Source organism: Streptomyces sp. NPDC012637, assembly GCF_042954805.1.
In the GTDB taxonomy this organism is placed as follows: Bacteria; Actinomycetota; Actinomycetes; order Streptomycetales; family Streptomycetaceae; genus Streptomyces.
On record NZ_JBIBDS010000007.1, the window covers coordinates 133,791 to 150,044 of the forward strand.

At 73.5% G+C, this 16,254-nt stretch carries 11 protein-coding genes; 1 reads left to right on the top strand and 10 read right to left on the bottom strand.

Going from position 1 to position 16,254, the window contains the following annotated elements; genetic code table 11:
• Positions 1-17: 17 nt before the first annotated feature.
• Positions 18-821 (bottom strand): ATP-binding cassette domain-containing protein, encoded by an 804-nt coding sequence (locus ACFY8W_RS26425; RefSeq protein WP_391109975.1) that lies wholly within the window; start codon positions 819-821, stop codon positions 18-20.
• 380 nt (positions 822-1,201) lie between these two features.
• Here ACFY8W_RS26425 and ACFY8W_RS26430 point away from each other — a divergent pair, with 380 nt between their 5' ends.
• Positions 1,202-3,640, top strand: a complete 2,439-nt coding sequence (locus ACFY8W_RS26430; protein WP_391109977.1) for a polysaccharide lyase family 8 super-sandwich domain-containing protein — start codon at positions 1,202-1,204, stop codon at positions 3,638-3,640.
• Positions 3,641-3,692: 52 nt separating this feature from the next.
• Here ACFY8W_RS26430 and ACFY8W_RS26435 read toward each other — a convergent pair whose 3' ends face one another.
• From ACFY8W_RS26435 to ACFY8W_RS26475, 9 genes are all read right to left on the bottom strand, one after another.
• Entirely contained in the window at positions 3,693-4,604 is a 912-nt protein-coding gene (locus ACFY8W_RS26435; protein ID WP_391109980.1) for a hypothetical protein, read from the bottom strand.
• An 84-nt stretch (positions 4,605-4,688) separates the two neighbouring features.
• Positions 4,689-5,600, bottom strand: coding sequence for an ABC transporter permease (locus tag ACFY8W_RS26440; RefSeq protein ID WP_391109982.1), 912 nt, complete (start codon positions 5,598-5,600; stop codon positions 4,689-4,691).
• Positions 5,597-6,682 (bottom strand): ATP-binding cassette domain-containing protein, encoded by a 1,086-nt coding sequence (locus ACFY8W_RS26445; RefSeq protein WP_391109985.1) that lies wholly within the window; start codon positions 6,680-6,682, stop codon positions 5,597-5,599. The genes ACFY8W_RS26440 and ACFY8W_RS26445 overlap by 4 nt, the downstream gene beginning before the upstream one ends.
• Before the next feature lie 80 nt (positions 6,683-6,762).
• On the bottom strand, positions 6,763-6,918 hold the full coding sequence (locus ACFY8W_RS26450) for a VenA family class IV lanthipeptide (RefSeq protein WP_388857907.1): 156 nt from the start codon (positions 6,916-6,918) through the stop codon (positions 6,763-6,765).
• Between the two features lie 62 nt (positions 6,919-6,980).
• Positions 6,981-9,749: a class IV lanthionine synthetase LanL gene (gene lanL / locus ACFY8W_RS26455; protein ID WP_391109988.1), complete on the bottom strand. Its 2,769-nt coding sequence runs from the start codon at positions 9,747-9,749 to the stop codon at positions 6,981-6,983.
• A gap of 291 nt (positions 9,750-10,040) precedes the next feature.
• Positions 10,041-10,670 (bottom strand): LysE family transporter, encoded by a 630-nt coding sequence (locus tag ACFY8W_RS26460; protein WP_391109991.1) that lies wholly within the window; start codon positions 10,668-10,670, stop codon positions 10,041-10,043.
• On the bottom strand, positions 10,664-11,470 hold the full coding sequence (locus ACFY8W_RS26465; protein WP_391109994.1) for an alpha/beta fold hydrolase: 807 nt from the start codon (positions 11,468-11,470) through the stop codon (positions 10,664-10,666). Before ACFY8W_RS26465 ends, ACFY8W_RS26460 begins: the two co-directional genes overlap by 7 nt.
• 7 nt (positions 11,471-11,477) lie before the next feature.
• Positions 11,478-11,792 carry a phosphopantetheine-binding protein gene (locus ACFY8W_RS26470; RefSeq protein ID WP_391109997.1) on the bottom strand — a complete coding sequence of 105 codons (315 nt, stop codon included), beginning with the start codon at positions 11,790-11,792 and terminating at the stop codon, positions 11,478-11,480.
• Positions 11,792-16,201, bottom strand: coding sequence for an amino acid adenylation domain-containing protein (locus ACFY8W_RS26475; protein ID WP_391109999.1), 4,410 nt, complete (start codon positions 16,199-16,201; stop codon positions 11,792-11,794). The genes ACFY8W_RS26470 and ACFY8W_RS26475 overlap by 1 nt, the downstream gene beginning before the upstream one ends.
• Positions 16,202-16,254: the final 53 nt, after the last annotated feature.

A 16,254-nucleotide genomic window follows, 5' to 3' on the forward strand; every position in this document is an offset into this window, starting at 1 on the left:
GACGTTCGGGACGCGCCTCAGGACGCGGTGGAGGCCTCGGACCGCTGGGGGAAGCACGCGAGGTATCCTGTCGCGGGGTCGCGCACGACGTTGACGCGCAGTCCGAAGGCGCGCTGGATGACGTCGGGGTTGAGCACCTCGTCCGGGGTGCCGGAGGCGGCGACGCCGCCGTCGGCGACCACCACGACCTCGTCCGCGTAGGCGGCGGCCTGCATCAGGTCGTGCAGCACCACGCCACAGGCGATGTCGTGCTCGCGGGCCAGCCGGCGGACGACGTCGAGGACGTCGAACTGGTGGCGCATGTCGAGGTAGGTGGTGGGCTCGTCCAGGAGGAGGACGCCGGCCCGTTGGGCCAGCACCATGGCGAGCCAGGCGCGTTGGCGTTCGCCGCCGGACAGTTCGTCGAGCCGGCGGTCGACCAGGGGCCGTGCGTCGGTGACGTCGAGGGCCCAGTCGATCGCCTCGGTGTCCTCGGCGGTGTGCCGGGCGAGGGCGCCGCGGTGGGCGTAGCGGCCGTGGCGTACGAGTTCACGGACCGTGACCCCGGCGGGTGCCTGCGAGGTCTGGGGGAGGAAGGCCAGGCGCTGGGAGAGCGCGCGGCGGCCGAGCGAGCGGAGCGGCTCGCCGTCGATGCGGATCTCGCCGCCGAGCGGCGGGAGCAGTCCGGCCACGGTGCGCAACAGGGTCGACTTGCCGCAGCCGTTGGGACCGACGAGGACGGTGATCCCGCCGACCCGTAAGGACAGGTCCACCTGCTTCAACACCGTCCGGCCGCCATGGCCGACGTCCAGATCGTTCGCCATGAGGCGGACGTCACCCATGGACACCACTTCCCTCCCGCCGTCGAACCGACCGCGCCACCATACAACTTAGGTAAGGCACGCCTTAGGTGTCAGGCATCCTCCGGTGCCGCTTGTGACCATGTCGAGATCTCCCGCACCTCCGTGCGCCCCTTCACGCACGAGCAACCCCCTTGCCCGCAACGGCACATGAGGCTAGGGGCGCCCGTGGCACGTGTTCACGGCCGTCCGCTCGACAGGGAGCAGCCAGGGCGGAGGGGACGGAGGCCGCCGCGCGCACACCTCTTGACGGAAGGTTTCCAGCCATGGGAGAAAGCGCTTGCCATACGGCTGTCACGTCCTCCACGTGACGGACCGTCACCGCCCGTGCGTCATCTCCCTCGCCCCCGAGAGGCAGTCACATGCATCCGGTGCCCTTCTCCGCCGATCCTGCCCGCCTGTCCCGCCGCGGGCTGCTGCGAGCCGCCGTCGCCGCCGCGGCGCTCGCACCCGTCCCCTTCGCCACGGCGGGCACCGCGGAGGCCGCCGACGCGTACGGCGCCCTGCGTCTGGCGTGGCGGGATCTGATCCTCGGAACCGGCTTCTCCCCGACCGCCGAACCGTTCGCGAGCAAGCTCGCCACCCTGGGCACCACCGCTGCGAACCTGCGCTCGACCATGTCCCGGGCGGCCGGCTCCCTCTGGCCCGACCTTCCCTACGCCGACCCGGAACCCGACACGGACGCCGAGTCGTACACGTACTCCGGCAACCTCAACAGCAGTTTCAACCGACTGCGCACCATGACCGAGGCGTACAGCCAGCCCGGCACCGGACTGACCGGGAACGCCGCGCTGCGCGACGAGATCCTCGCCGGCCTCGACCACCTGCACGACCAGGCGTACAACGCCGGCCAGACCCGGTACGGCAACTGGTACAGCTGGCAGATAGGCGCTCCGCAGGCGCTTCTCGACATCGACGTCATGCTGTACGAGCACCTCGGGGCCGCCCGCGTCGCCGACCACTGCGCCGCTGTCGACCACTTCGTGCCCGACAGCGCCGTCGCCGCCTACAGCGGTACCTCCACCGGCGCCAACCGTGTCGACCTGTGCCGCGTCCTCGCACTGCGCGGTGCGGTGGGCGGGGCCGCCCCGAAGCTCGCCCTCGCCCGTGACGCCCTCTCCCCCGTCTTCCCCTACGTCACGACGGGCGACGGGCTGTACCAGGACGGCAGCTTCGTCCAGCACCTCTACGTCCCCTACGCGGGCTCGTACGGCTCCGTCATGCTCGGCGGCCTCTCGCTGCTGTTCGCCCTGCTGAAGGGCACGTCCTGGGAGGTCACCGACCCCGGCCGCCAGGTCGTGCTCGACTCCGTCGAGAAGGCGTACGCGCCGTTCCTCTTCAACGGCCTCGCCATGGACCCGGTGTCGGGGCGCGCGATCAGCCGCGGCGTGCAGAAGGGCGACCCGGCCGGCCTCCGCCAGGACGACCATCTGCGCGGACACGGGATCATCGCCTGCATCGCGCTCCTCGGCGTGAGCGCGTCCCCGGCCGAGAAGAGCCGCTGGGACCAGATGATCAAGGGCTGGATCACCCGGGACTACTACCGCCCGGTGCTTGCCGGGCCCGCCCTCGGCGTCGCCCAGCTGGCCCGGCTCAAGGCCGTCGACGACACCGTCCCGACCGGCTCCGCCGAGCCGACGGGGCACCGCCTCTTCCCCTCGATGGACCGGGCGGTGCACCGGCGGCCCGGCTGGGCGGCCGCCGTGTCCATGGCCTCCCACCGGATCACCTACTACGAGAACGGCAACGGCGAGAACCTCCGGGCCTGGCACAGCAGCTCCGGAATGCTCTACTGGTGGGGCGGCACCTTCGCCAACGGGCAGTACACCGACGACTTCTGGCCCACCGTCGACCCCTACCGCCTGCCCGGGACCACCGCGTCCCGCAAGCCCCTCGCGGACGGCGAGGGCGGCACCTGGGGCGCGGCACGCCCGGACGTGCGCTGGGTAGGCGGCGCGACGGACGGCACCTACGCGGCCGTCGGCCAGTACCTCAAGGGGCTTTCGTCGACCCTGCTCGCGAAGAAGTCCTGGTTCTTCCTCGACGACGCGGTGGTCTGTCTGGGTGCCGGCATCCACGGCCGGGACGGCACGGGCGTCGAGTCGGTCGTCGAGAACCGCAACCTGGGCGCGTCCGGCACGCACGCCTTCACCGTCGACGGCGCCGCCCAGTCCACGGCCCTCGGGTGGAGCGCCACGCTGACCGGGGCGCGCTGGGCACATCTGGCCGGCCACGCCGGATACGTCTTCCCCGGCGGCGCCACCGTCAAGGCCCTGCGCGAGGCCCGTACCGGCGCCTGGTCCGACATCAACCGCTCGGCCGTCACCGACCCGGTCACCCGCCGCTACCTGACCCTGTGGTTCGACCACGGTACGGACCCGACCTGGGCGGCGTACGCCTACGTCCTCATGCCCGGCGCCACGGCCCAGCAGACCGCGGCTCGCGCGGCGGACACCTCCTGGCTCGGCGTCCTGGCCAACACCAACGAACAGCAGGGCGTCCGGGTCCCCTCGCTCGGCGTCACCGCGGTCAACTTCTGGCTCGCCGCCACCGTGGGCCCGCTGACCGCGTCCCAGCCCGCGAGCGTGCTGATCCGCGAGACCGGCGCCACCGCCACCGTCTGCGTCTCCGGCCCCCTGCGCACGGGCGACGCCATCGACGTCACCTGGAACCGTCCCGTCACCTCGGTGACCGCCAAGGACCCCTCCGTCGAGGTCCTCTCGACGGGCACCACCCTGAGGCTGCGCGTCACTCCGGGCACGCTGGGTGCCGTGCACAGGGCGACGGTGTCACTGGGCTGAGCCCGAGCCGCGGCGGCCCCCACCGCACCGGTCGTCAGAAGGCGCGGTGGGGTCAGTACAGCGGTGACTGGGGCATGTGGTGTTCCGGCCAGAAGGGGTCGTGCGGGGGCTGGGGCGGGTTGGCGCGGGCCTCCGCCGCGGCGCTCGCCAGGCGGCTCGGCCATTCCGCCGCCCACATCAGGGCGACCGTCCCGGCCAGGGGCCAGAAGCCGTCGACGTGGAGCATTCCGGTGAGCCACACGACGAGCCAGAGCGCCAGCACGTTCAGCGACACGAGGACCAGGGACGCCACCCCGGGCACGGGCAGCGTCAGGGTGAACCGGAAGCGGAGGTGGAAGAGGGCGGCGACGACGGCGAGCGTCAGCCATCGCGGGTCCGCCGCCTGCACGCCGTCCAGCCACACTTCCGCGAGTACCAGCCCCGCCCCGGACAGGAGGAGGCCGCTCAGGGAGCGCAGCGCCCCGGAGCGGCGGCGCTTCACCGGCAGGGCGAGCACGAGCTGGAGCGCCGTCTCCACGGCGGTGACGACGAGTCCGGCGGTGACGAGCGCCTTGAGCCCGCCGTCGAGCCGAACGTCCATGCCCAGCGCGGCGGCCAGCTCCGTCCCGGCCCACAACCCCGCCGGCCCCACCACGACCAGGACGACGGCCGCCAGCACCATGCCGAGGCCGACGAAGACGAAATGCCTGCGCAGCGGCGCGAAGAACTCCCAGTCGGAGGCGTCCCAGTCGGGCTCCTCCGCGATGCGCCGCTGATTCCTCGTCACGGCCCGCCCGAGCAGCCGCGTCAGCGGCATCGGGAGGAGCATGACGACGGCGATGAACACCGCGGCGAGGAGGACCACGGAGCCCAGGCGCTCGCCCGCGGTGCCACCGACCCGTAACCGGCCCACGACCTCGGAGGCCACCCACACCCCGCCGGCCGCGCACACCAGCCTTCCGATGACCCGCGCCGTTGTCTTCATGAAGCCAGAATCCCGCCAGGAGCGCCACGACGGAACCCCACCGGCACGGGTCGGCGAGAGTCCGCCTCCGCAACAACTGCTGTGTCACTCCGGACGGTTGAAGCGGCGGGCGGCCCACAGGAGGGCGACCGCGCCGACGGCCGCCAGGAGGGCGGCTTCGAGGAGCAGCGGAGGTTGCCGGCCGGCCCACTCGATGCCACCGGTGGCGGCGTGCTCCGGTACGCGCAGGGCGATGCAGCGGCGCAGCAGGTCGACCGCGTACGCGAGGGGGTTGGCGTCGGCGACGGCGCGGACCCAGCCGGGCATGGCCGTCAGCGGGAAGAAGCCGCCGGACAGGAACAGCAGCGGCATCATCACCAGACCGAGCAGCATGTGGAAGGTCTCGGCCCGGCGGAGGCCGACGGCCAGGGCGACGGCCAGCGCGGTGATGGTGAAGGAGGCCAGGACCATGCCGGCGAGGAGCAGGACCAGGAGGAGCGGGTCGTAGGGCAGGCCGACGTAGCCGGCCAGGGCGAGGAGGACGGCGCCCTGGGCGGTGGCGACCACCGTCCCGCCGGCGCAGCTGCCGAGGAGCAGCGTGGCGCGGTGGACCGGGGCCATGAGGAGTTCTCGCAGGTAGCCGCTCTGCCGGTCGGTGATCAGGCGGACGCCCACCATGATGGCCGGGGTCTGCACGGTCATCATCAGCATGCCGGGGAAGAGGTAGCCCTGGTAGCCGACGCCCAGTCGGGAGCTGGGGATGAGCGCGGCCAGGCCGCCGCCGAGGACGAGCAGGTAGAGCACGGGCTGGAGCAGCATCAGGGCGGTGTGGGTGCGTTGTCCGGCCAGACGCAGCAGGTCGCGGTGGACCAGGGCGTGGACCGCCCGGAGTTCCCGCCGCAGACGGCCGGTCCGTCCGTCGTCGCGGACTCCTCCCGAAGTGCGGGAGTCGTCGGAGGCGTCGGCGGTGGGAGAGCTGCCGGTGCCGCCCGAGGCCTCCGGCGTGAGCGTGGTCATCGGCCGCCTCCGGCGTCCGCAGGGGCCGGGGACGCGGTGGAGCGGGCGTCGAGGCTGCGACCGGTGTGGTGGAAGAAGACGTCGTCGAGCGTGGGCGGGGTAGCGGAGGCTGCGTGCACCGCGATGCCGTGGCCTTCCAGTGCCGCGCACAGGCGGGGGATCCAGGCGCTTCCGCCGGGCAGCCGCAGCCACACGCCGCCCGCGTCGACGGTGACGGCGCGGTCGGGCGCGATCCCGCGCACGATCTCCCGCGCTCGCGCGTCGTCACCCGTGCGCAGCGCGACCCGGTCGTCGCCGATCGCGTCCTTCAGCGCGAGGGGTGTGCCCAGGGCCGCGAGCCGGCCGCGGTCGATGATGGCGATGCGGTCGCAGTTCTCCGCCTCCTCCAGATAGTGGGTGGTGACGAAGAGGGTGGTGCCGTGGCGGTCGCGCAGCGCGCGCAGGTGGTCCCAGACCTGCGCGCGGGCATGGGGGTCGAGTCCGGTGGTCGGCTCGTCCAGGAACAGCACGCGAGGGGCGTGCAGCAGTTGGCGGGCGATCTCCAGCCGGCGCCGCATGCCGCCGGACAGGGTGCGTACGGGCGCGCGCCGCCGGTCCGTCAGCCGGGCCGTCTCCAGCACCTCGGCGGCGCGGCCGCGGGCGTCGCGGCGGCGCATCCCGTAGAGGCGCGCGTGGACGTGAAGGTTCTGTTCGACCGTCAGGTCCGCGTCCGTGGCGCTGTGCTGGAAGAGGATGCCGACCTGTCGCCGTACGTGATGGGGCTGGGTGAGCACGTCGGCCCCGGCCACCGTGGCGTGACCGGACGTGGGGCGGGCGAGGGCGCACAGCAGGGCGATGGTGGTGGACTTCCCGGCGCCGTTGGGGCCGAGGAAGGCGAAGGTCTCACCCTGGGGGACGTCCAGGTCGAGTCCGCGCACGGCGTGGATGACGGTGCCCTGCGGGCCCGGGTAGCTCTTGACCAGGCCGCGCGTGCTGATGGCGGAAGGAGGGCCGGACCGGTGGTGCGGGGCGGGCTGCCCGGCGGGCACGGCTGTCATGACGGCTTCTCGGGCGAGTTCGCCGTCGCCGGCGGTTGGCTGCATGTGGTCCGTTCCTGTCTGGCTCCGTGGGTCACTCCGGCCGGCGGCTGTCCCGGGCAGCTGCCGGCCGGACGACCGTCGGCCTAGGCGCAGCTGATGCCGATACAGACGGTGTTGAGGAGGGTCAGCAGGCCGACGCACTCACACGTCGCGGCGAACGGCGCCCCGTCGGCGCCGACGGGATCGGTCTCCGGAAGGGCGTGGAGCCGCGCCAGCAGTTCGAGGTCCTGGTTTTCCATGGGTTACTCCCTTTTCTGTGTCCCTTTTCTGCGGGATGGATGGCGGCAGTACTTCCTGCCGCTCAGACCGGCGGCTGGACCATCCAGTGCCGGGGGTCGGCGTGGCGGACGCGCAGGAGGAAGGCGAGGATTCCGGCGGAACCGTCGCTCCAGCTGGTCGAGACGTCGCCGTACTCGTTGGGGAAGACCATGTGGCCGTCGCGGGCGGCCCCTTCGGCGAGGAGGAGGCGGGCCAGCTCCTCGGCCATCGCGTGGTACGCGGGATCACCCGTGGCCTCGGCCATGTCGAGGAGGAAGTCGCCGTTGCCCGCGAGCCCGTGGCACTGGGTGAGCGGCGCGCGGGAGGCGCGTTCGGCGACGGCGTGCGTGCCGCGGCGGGCGAGGTCACCGAACCGGTCGTCGCCGGTGGCCTGCCACAGCCGGACGAGGAAGGTGCCGATGCCCGCCGCGCCGTGGCACCAGTACGCGGCCGTGGGCACGTCCGTGGCCTTGGCGGGCCACTGGGCCGCGGCGCCCGTCCGCACGGCGTTGGCCACCAGGAGCTCACCGGCGGCGACGGCCAGGTCCAGGTGCTCCTGGCGGTGCGAGACGGCCGAGGCGGCGAGCAGGAAGCAGCCGATGCCGGCGGTTCCGTGGGCGAAGCCCAGGTAGCGCTTTCCGGCCTCTCCCGAACCGGCCTCCGCGGGAACCTCCCAGCCCGCTCCGGACGGCTCGTGCCGGGCTGCGGCGGCCAGCCGGTCGGCGGCGTCGACGACCAGCTCGGCGAAGCGCGGGTCGCCGGTGCGGTGCCACAGGTGGGCGGCGGCGAGTCCGCTGCCCGCGGTGCCGTGGGTGATGTCGTGGCCGGGCGTGGACTGCTGCGGTGCCAGCGCCAGGTTCAGAGCGTGGTCGGTGAGCCGGCGGTCGTCGACGGCGCGCCCGGCCTCGTACAGTGCCCAGGCGGTTCCGCGCCCGCCGAAGTGCAGGCCCGGGCGGGTGGAGCGGGTGTCGGTGCGGTCCGCGATCCAGTGGCCCGCCGTGGAGATCGGTCCGGGCAGGCGCGGGTCACCGGTGAGTTCGTGGTACCGCGTCAGTACGGCGAGGACGCCGGCCGCGCCCTGCTGCACGGTGCAGGGATCGGCTTCACCGGCCGTGGTGGAGACGGGCCAGAGCCGGCGGTCGTCGGCCGGGGTCATCGAGTCGAGGAGGTGGTCGACGATCGCGGCGACCGGGTCGTCGTCATGACGGCGGTCGTGTCGTGCCGGGCGGGCGGCCGTGGCGGGGGCGGGGGCGGTGAGGGTGGTCGCGGGAGCGGTGAGGGTGGCGCTGCCATGGTCCGGCGGCGCCGGATCCGCCGTCCGGACGGATTCACGGGCGGGGTCCTCACGGGCGGTCAGGGCCTCGCCGTGCAGGGCCGCACGGGCCTTCGACGGGTCCCAGCGCTCGGCCGGCTCGTCCTTCATCAGCCCGAGGACCGTCTCCACGAGGGCGGCCGGCAGGTCCAGCGGTCCGGTGCAGGCGGCCAGCCAGGAGGCGAGCCGCTCCTGCGGGGCCCGGGTGGCGGGCTCCTCGGGCAGCAGGTTCGGTACCTTCCCTGCCAGGACGAAGCAGATGGTGGCACCCAGGCTGTAGTAGTCGGCCGTCGGGTGGACCGGTGCGTCGGCGAGGCGTTCGGGAGCACTGAAGCCGGGGGTTCCCACGCGGGTGGGCAGAGGGCGCTCGTCCTGCCAGGCGGCGAGTTCCAGGTCGATGAGGCGCAGTTCGCCGTCCGGGCGGACCATGACGTTGGCGGGGGTGAAGTCCCGCAGGACGCAGCCGTGGGCGTGCGCCGCCGCGACCAGCTCCACCAGGCGGGCGACCTGGTCCCGCGCGTCGGCGCGGTAGCGCTCGCCGCCCACGTCCCGGAAGTGCTCGGCGACCCACGTGCGCAGGGTGACGCCCGGCACCTCCTCCTGGGCCAGGAACAGGTGCCCGCCGTGCTCGAACGTCGCGAGCGGTTCCGGAGCGAGCCCCGTGCCCTTGAGCCGTTCCAGGGTCCGGGCCTCCGCCCGCAGCCAGTCGCGTACGTCGCTGCCGGAGGCGTCGGCCTCCACGTGCGGCCGCGTCTCCTTGATCACCACGGGCGCGCCGGTGCGGACGTCGGTGCCGCGGTACACGCCGCCCTTGTTCGTGTGCCGGATCGCCTCCCGCACCGCGAAGCGACCGCCGAGCACCACCGGTCCGCCGGCCGCGTCCGCCGTACGGGGCGGGGCGGGCACTGTGGCGGGGAACGGGCAGACCGCCCAGGAGGGCGGGGAGTACCGGCCGGTGCGCCGGTCCTCCACGGGGTTGCCGTCGGGGTCCACGATGTACCAGACCAGCAGGCCGTCGTCCGAGAGGCGTCGCCGGCCGACGAAGGCGCCGTAGCGGTAGTGCACGAGGCTGTTCGCGGCGTAGGGCTGGTCGGACAGGATCCTGGGGCCGGCCAGGCCGGCCGTGGCCTGGTGCAGGTCCTGGGCGAGCCGGGTCGCGGCGGTGTCGGAGCGCGGGTAGACGGTGATGAACTTGCCCGAGCTTCCGCGCGGCGTGGCACGGGAGTTGAGCGCGCTCACCTGGTCGAGCGAGCGGGCGAACTTGAAGGCCGAGTCCTCCGGCAGCAGTACGTCGAGGGCCTTCGCGAGGACCGCCGGCGCGGAGGCGGCCGTCGCCGAGAGGTGCAGCTTCCAGCCCTGCTCGCGCCGGGTGCCGGACCGGGGCGCGACACGGCACCACATCTCGTCCGTGTCGGCCGTCCAGCGCGCGCCCGTGCCGGTCGCGTGCAGTGCCCGGTGCAGCAGGTCTTCAAGCCCGGCCTCGGTGGCGTGGCTCGTCATGGGTGCCCCTCTCAACGGTGAGAACCGCCGGGAGGAACGTGCCCGGTGCCACAAACCGACCAACGCGCACCCGGCCCCATTCACTTGAACCGGCGAGCGCGCGGCGCTCTTCTCCCCCTCGGCCCCGCGCCCGGCGCACAGGAGACGGTTCAGGGCGCGGAAGAAGACGCCGGGCGCTCATGCGAGCAGGTTCGGCGCCTTCCCGGGTCGCCGCCGTGTACGCGCGGCGCGCACGCACGGCGGCGACCGGGTCAGGGCGGCGGCCACCGGGTCAGGGCAACGGCCACCGGGTCAGGGCGACTGGAGTGCCAGCCGGACGGCGAAGCCGATCAGCAGGAGTCCGGTGACCTGCTCGATCCGGGCGCGGACGCGCGGGCGGCGGAGGATCCTGCCGAGGCGGTCGACGGTGATCACGTACAGGCTGAACCACAGCAGGTACAGCACGGCGAACACCAGCGACAGGGCCATCGCCCTGGGGAAGACCTGGCCCTCGGGCGGCAGGAACTGGGGCAGGAAGGTCACGAAGAACAGCGCGACCTTCGGGTTGAGCGCGTTGGAGAGGAAGCCGTAGCGCACGTACCTGCCGCCGGCCCCGTCCGCCTCCTCCTCTTCGCCGCCGTCCGTCTTCCCGGCCTGCTCCCGCAGCGTGCGACGGGCGCCGCGCAGGGTCGCGATGCCCATCCACACCAGGTACACCGCGCCCACGACCTTGAGGACGGTGAACGCGGTCGCGGAGGCGAGCAGCACCGCGGAGATGCCCAGGACGGCAGCCCCGACGTGCACGACCAGGCCGAGGACGCCGCCCACCATGGTGAGCAGGCCGGCCCCTCGGCCGCCGGCCAGGGCGCTGCGGGTGATCAGCGCCTGGTCGGGGCCGGGGATCATGATGAGGACCAGGGACGCGGCGGCGAAGGTCAGCACGGCGCGCTCCTCTCCTCCGCGGCCGCCGAGTCCCGGTCCGGCGCCGGGCCCGCCGCGGCCGCCGAGGTCAGCGCGCCCGAGAGCGCCCGCAGGACGGGCGCCGGCCGGTCCCGGAGGTAGAAGTGGCCGCCCGGGAAGCGGCGTACCGTCACCTCGGCGTCCGTCAGCTCCCGCCAGGCCTCCAGCTGCTCGGCGGTGACCCGGTCCCCGGTGCCGCCCAGCACGGTGAGGGGGACGGACAGGGGTGCCTCGGTCCGGTGCGCGTAGGTCTCCAGGACCTGGTAATCAGCGCGCAGGGCCCGCGCCGCGAGGGTCGCCAGGTCGTCGTCGGCCAGGACCTCGGGCGGGATCCCGCCGTGCAGCTCGGAGACGGCTTCGAGGAGCTCGCGGTCGCCGAGCAGGTGCAACCGGGAGGCGGCGCGCGGCAGGTGCGGGGCGGGGTAGCCGGAGACGACGAGGTGCGCGGGCTGCGGCCGGCCGGCCGCCCGCAGCGCGCGGGTGAACTCGAACGCGACGAGCGAGCCGAAGCTGTGCCCGAAGAACACGAAGGGTTCCGCGGCCGGCCGTACGCCGTCGAGGAGCGCGGCGACCAGCGCGTCCATCGACGTGATCACGGGTTCGCCGGTCCGCGAGCCGCGTCCGGGCAGTTGTACGGCGTGCGGCTCGCCCGCCCTGAGGTCGCGGGCCCAGCGCAGGTACTCGGCGGCGGAGCCGCCCCCGTGGGCGAAGCAGTAGAGCTTGGGGGCGGCCGGCCGCGGCGCCCCGCCGATGATCCAGCGGGGCGGCGTGGAGGTGCTCACGGGTCGCTCACACTCCCGCGGGCAGCGGTGCCGTCAGGTGCCGGGCGAGGGCGTCCGCCGTGAAGTGGTCGAACACGTCCCTGGGCCGTACGCGCAGGGCGAACTCCTCGCCGAGTCCCGCGCACAGGACGAGCGTCGTGGCGGAGTCGACGCCGAGCTCGTCGAGCGGCGTGGCGGGGTCGATGTCCTGCGGCGGTACGTCGAGGATCTCGGCGAGGAAGCCGAGGACCCACGCGACGATCTCGTCGGCGGAGGGCCGCTCTGCGGCGCCCGGCGCCGTGGCGCCGCCGCCGGTCCGCTGGGTCTGCTGGGTCTCGTTCATCACTTCTCCCCGGGCATGAGCTCGGACGGTCCAAGGAGCTGCTCGAGGTAGCCGTCGAGCGCCTCCACCGTCGTGTACTGGAGGACCGTGCCGACCGGCACGGCGACGTCGAACGCGGTCTGCAGGTGGGCGACGAGCCGCGCGGCGAGCAGCGAGTCGCCGCCCGCGTCCAGGAAGTCGTCGTCCAGGTCGACCCGGCTGAGGCCCAGGACCTCGCGCCAGATCTCGACGAGCTTGCGCTGCCGGTCGGTGCGCGGCGGCTTCGCGGGCCTGCCGCGGCTCGCTCCGCGCGCCCCCGCCTTGGCGAGCGCCGCGCGGTCCACCTTGCCGGTGGCGTTCAGGGGCAGTTCCTCGAGGGCGAGGATCTGCGCGGGCACCATGTGCTTGGGGAGGCGTGCCGCCGCGAACTCCCGCAGGGCGTCGGGCGCGAAGCGGCGGCGGGTGTCGGGCGCCTGGGCCACGATCACGTCGAAGCCGACGGAGGCGGGGCCGCCGGTGACGGTGAGGACCTGACTGCGCGCGAAGCCGGCGGCGGCGAGCTCGGCGGTCCACTGCTCGCGGCCCAGCAGGCAGTGGCGGGTGCGCAGTTCGGTGTCCTCGAAGTTGTCGAAGCCCTGCTGGAGGCCCATGACGAGGTCGAACCACGGGTGGAAGGTGGTCTGTTCGACCATGAGCAGGATGCCGCCGGGTGCGGTCATGGAGCGCAGGTTGCGCAGGGTCGGTGCGATCCGCCGCATGTCGTGCAGCACACTGGCCGCGACGACGAGGTCCGCGGACTGGTCGCCGAAGCCCTGGACGGCGGGCGGCAGGTCGAGGTCGAACAGGTCGAAGCGGAGCGCCGGGTGGTCCGCGAACACGGTCCTCGCCCGGTCGGTGAAGTAGCGCGAGATGTCGGTGAAGAGGTACTCGGTGCGGTCCTCGGGCAGCAGGGGCAGCAGGTGCCGGGTGAGCGAGCCGTAGCCGGAGCCCACCTCCATGGCCTTGAGGGTGCGGTCGACGGGCCGGCGGGCGACGAGCTCGCGCACGGCGTCGGCGGCGGCTTCGTACGTGGGCCCGAAGAGCCGGTCGTAGACGCCGGGGGTGCGGTCCGAGGCGTACAGCTCGGCCGAGTGGACGCTCTGGGTGAGCACGTCGGCGAGGCCGTCGGCGAGGGTGAGCATCCAGTCGGTGACGTCCTCGTCGATGCCGAGGACGTCCTTGAGGACCTCGCGTGCGCGGCCCTTCAGCTCGGCCGGCAGGGCCTCGGGCAGCGGGCGGGCGACGGTCGTCCCGTCCGGCCCCGCGGTCAGGTGTCCGGTCGTCTCCAGGCGGGCGACGGCTCGGGCGAGCCACCGCTCGTAGCGGGGTGCGACGCCCGCGCCGCGCAGCGCCGCCGGGTCGAAGACGGCACCCGGTTCGTGCGGGAGGCCGAAGGAGCGGAAGGCGGCGGCGGTGGCGAGCGTGTACACCTCGTCGAGCACGTCCCAGGCGGCGCGCAGCCGCTCGGGGGCGGGGCCGGTGCCGGGGCGGCCGGCCGTCGAGCAGAGGGCCTGCCAGAGCTCCGCGCTGGTCCCGGGTTCGGCGTGCTCGGTCACGAACAGCGTGTCGTCGCCGTCGCGGGTCGAGGGCACGACGTAGCCGTGGAGGCGGGCGGCGCCGGCGCCGTCGGCGGACTTCACGACGACCGAGGCGTCCACGCCCGGGTGCTGGGAGAGGGTGGCCTCGATCTCGCCGAGCTCGACCCGGTGGCCGTTGATCTTGACCTGGCCGTCCCGGCGGCCGAGGAACTCGATGGTGCCGTCGGTGCGGTAGCGGCCGAAGTCGCCGGTGCGGTAGAGGCGTTCGCCGGTGCGCGGGTGGGTGACGAACGCGGCCGCGGTGCGCTCCTCGTCGGCCCAGTAGCCGCGGGCGAGGCCGGTGCCGCCGATGTACAGCTGCCCGGCGGTCCACACCGGGCAGGGCTCCATGCGCTCGTCGAGCACGTGGAAGGTCTGGTTGCGCAGCGGCACGCCGTACGGCACGCTCTTCGCGCCCTGCGGGACCTCGTCGACGGGGTGGTGGATGGACCAGATGGAGGCCTCGGTCGCGCCGCCGAGGCTGATGATCTCGGCGTCCGGCCACAGGTCGTGGATGCGGCGGGGCAGGTCGACGGGGATCCAGTCGCCGCTGAGCAGGACGAGGCGCAGCCGCTCGGGGACCTCTCCGCCCGCTTCGAGGTGCTCGACGAGCATCTGCATCTGGGCCGGTACCGAGTTCCACACGGTGACGCCGTGCTGGGCCATGAGCTTGGCCCAGTGGGCCGGTTCCGAGCGCATGTCGGGGTCCGGCAGGACGAGCCCGGCGCCCACGGCGAGGGTGCCGAAGAGGTCGTACACGGACAGGTCGAAGCCGAGGTCGGCGAGGCCGAAGACACGGTCCTCGGGGCCGACATGGAAGCGCTCGTTGATGTCGGCGACGGTGTTGAGCACGGCGCCGTGCTCGATCATGACGCCCTTGGGGGTGCCGGTGGAGCCGGAGGTGTAGAGGACGTACGCCAGGTCGCCGGGGCGGGCGGGACCGGCCGGCAGCCGGCCGGCGGGCGCGGCCGGGGCGGGGCCGTCGACGAGGAGACGCGGCGTTCCTCCGGGCCACTCCAGGGCGGCGTCGAGGGCACGGTCGGTGACGACCGCGGGGGCCCGGCCGTCGGCGAGGATCCGGGAGCGGCGCTGAGCGGGGAGGGCGGCGCCGACCGGCAGGTACGCGGCGCCGGCCATCATCACGCCGTACGCGGCGGCCACCTGCTCGGGGCCCTTGTCGAGGGTGATGCCGACGAGCCGGTCGCGCAGCTCGCCGTCCACCGCGGCTGTCACCTGGTGCCTGACGGCCTCGGCGCGCGCGGCGAGTTCGCCGTAGGTGACCTCGCGGCCGGCGGTCAGCACGGCGGGCCGGTCCGGATGGGCGGCGGCCCGGTCGAGGAAGGGCTCGTGGAGCAGGCCTTCGGGGCGCGGGCCCTCGGTCGCGTTGGCGGCCGCGCGGCCGGTCAGCTGGTGGCCGGGCAGGTCGACGGTCAGTTCCTCGTCCCACGGCTCGTCCTCGTGGGCGAGGCGGGCGACGGTCGCGCAGTAGGCGGCGAACATGTCGTCGAGGAGGCCTTCGGGGAAGAGCTCCTCCACGCAGTCCCAGGTCAGGTCCAGGGAGCCGGTGAAGTCGACGACCTGGTGGTCGAGCCAGACCTGGGGGGTCTGGCTGACGCGGTAGGAGATGTCGCCGAAGTAGCCCATGGCGTCGCTGACGTCGGCGGCGGTGCCGAGACCGCTGGTGAAGACGACGGGCATCGTCTCGAAGCCGCTCTGCAGTCCGAGCCTGCGGCGTTCGCGCAGCGTCTGCAGGGCGCTGACCTGGCGGTGGCGCAGGTCCTTCTGGAGCTGGGTCTGGGTGGCCCCGGCGCGTTCGCTCAGTGAGCGGCCGGTCGAGGCGTCCACTTCGAGGAGGCAGATGGAGGTGAAGTCGCCGACCATGCGCCGCAGGTGGGGGTGGACGACGCGCTTGCCGGCCTCGTTGCGGTCCAGGAGCAGCGGCAGCCGGTTGAACAGGGTGAGGTTGAGGGTGAAGCGCCGGGTGCCGCTCCAGACGGCGAGCACCTCGGAGAAGACGGCGGCGAGGACGGCGGTCGGCGTCAGGCCGCGGGCCTCGCAGCGCTCCTGCAGCCGCTTCCAGTCCGGCTCGGGCAGGTGGTACTCGCGGTGGGTGAAGCGGGGCTTGTGGACGGACACGGGCGACTTGGCGAGCGGCAGGTCGGGCGGCGGGGCGAGAGTGGTGGCGCGCGAGGTCCAGTAGTCGAGGGCCTTCTGGTGCCGGGGGGCCTGGGAGCCCTGCTCCAGGGCGAGCGCGTAGTCGCGGAAGGTCACGTCGACCGGCGGCAGTTCGAGCTCGGCGTCCTGGCAGAGCGCGCTCCACTCGCTGAACAGCAGCGTGAGGCTGGCCAGGTCGACCATGAGGAGGTCGAGGCTGACGTGCAGCCGGTCGTGGTCGGGCAGCCGGGACAGCCGGATGTCGAACAGGGGCCAGTCGGCGGCGGTGTAGACGTGGTGGGACATCTCGTCGCGTATCCCGGTCAGCACGCGCTCCGCCTCGTCCGGCGGTGCCGACCGGAGGTCGGTACATCGGACCTCGAACTTCGGTACGGAGGCGAGGACGTGCTGCTGTCCGTCCTCGTCCACGACCGCGCGCAGCATGTCGTGCCGTTCGATCAGGGTCCGCCAGCCGCGGGAGAGCACGTCGGGGTCGAGGCGTCGTCCTTCGAGTTCGAAGTACGCGTGCGGCGCCACGTTGCCGAGCACGAAATTGGAGCCTCGACCGACCCAGTAGGCGTACTGGATCTCGGTCAGCGGAAACTTCTCGAACCTGTCGTCGCTCCGGGGTGTCCGGTTCGTACGACTGTTGTCCGTCATCGTTTTCCCTCTTCGTCTGTTTCGGCTTCCACCGGGTCACGGCGGAAGTCGTG

Bases quoted from the DNA above. Each gene is read 5' to 3' on its own strand.
- ACFY8W_RS26475 (WP_391109999.1), bottom strand. From the start codon at position 16,201: ATGACGGACAACAGTCGTACGAACCGGACACCCCGGAGCGACGACAGG.
- ACFY8W_RS26445 (WP_391109985.1), bottom strand. From the start codon at position 6,682: ATGCAGCCAACCGCCGGCGACGGCGAACTCGCCCGAGAAGCCGTCATG.
- ACFY8W_RS26450 (WP_388857907.1), bottom strand. From the start codon at position 6,918: ATGGAAAACCAGGACCTCGAACTGCTGGCGCGGCTCCACGCCCTTCCG.
- ACFY8W_RS26430 (WP_391109977.1), top strand. From the start codon at position 1,202: ATGCATCCGGTGCCCTTCTCCGCCGATCCTGCCCGCCTGTCCCGCCGC.
- lanL (WP_391109988.1), bottom strand. From the start codon at position 9,749: ATGACGAGCCACGCCACCGAGGCCGGGCTTGAAGACCTGCTGCACCGG.
- ACFY8W_RS26425 (WP_391109975.1), bottom strand. From the start codon at position 821: ATGGGTGACGTCCGCCTCATGGCGAACGATCTGGACGTCGGCCATGGC.
- ACFY8W_RS26470 (WP_391109997.1), bottom strand. From the start codon at position 11,792: ATGAACGAGACCCAGCAGACCCAGCGGACCGGCGGCGGCGCCACGGCG.
- ACFY8W_RS26440 (WP_391109982.1), bottom strand. From the start codon at position 5,600: ATGACCACGCTCACGCCGGAGGCCTCGGGCGGCACCGGCAGCTCTCCC.
- ACFY8W_RS26435 (WP_391109980.1), bottom strand. From the start codon at position 4,604: ATGAAGACAACGGCGCGGGTCATCGGAAGGCTGGTGTGCGCGGCCGGC.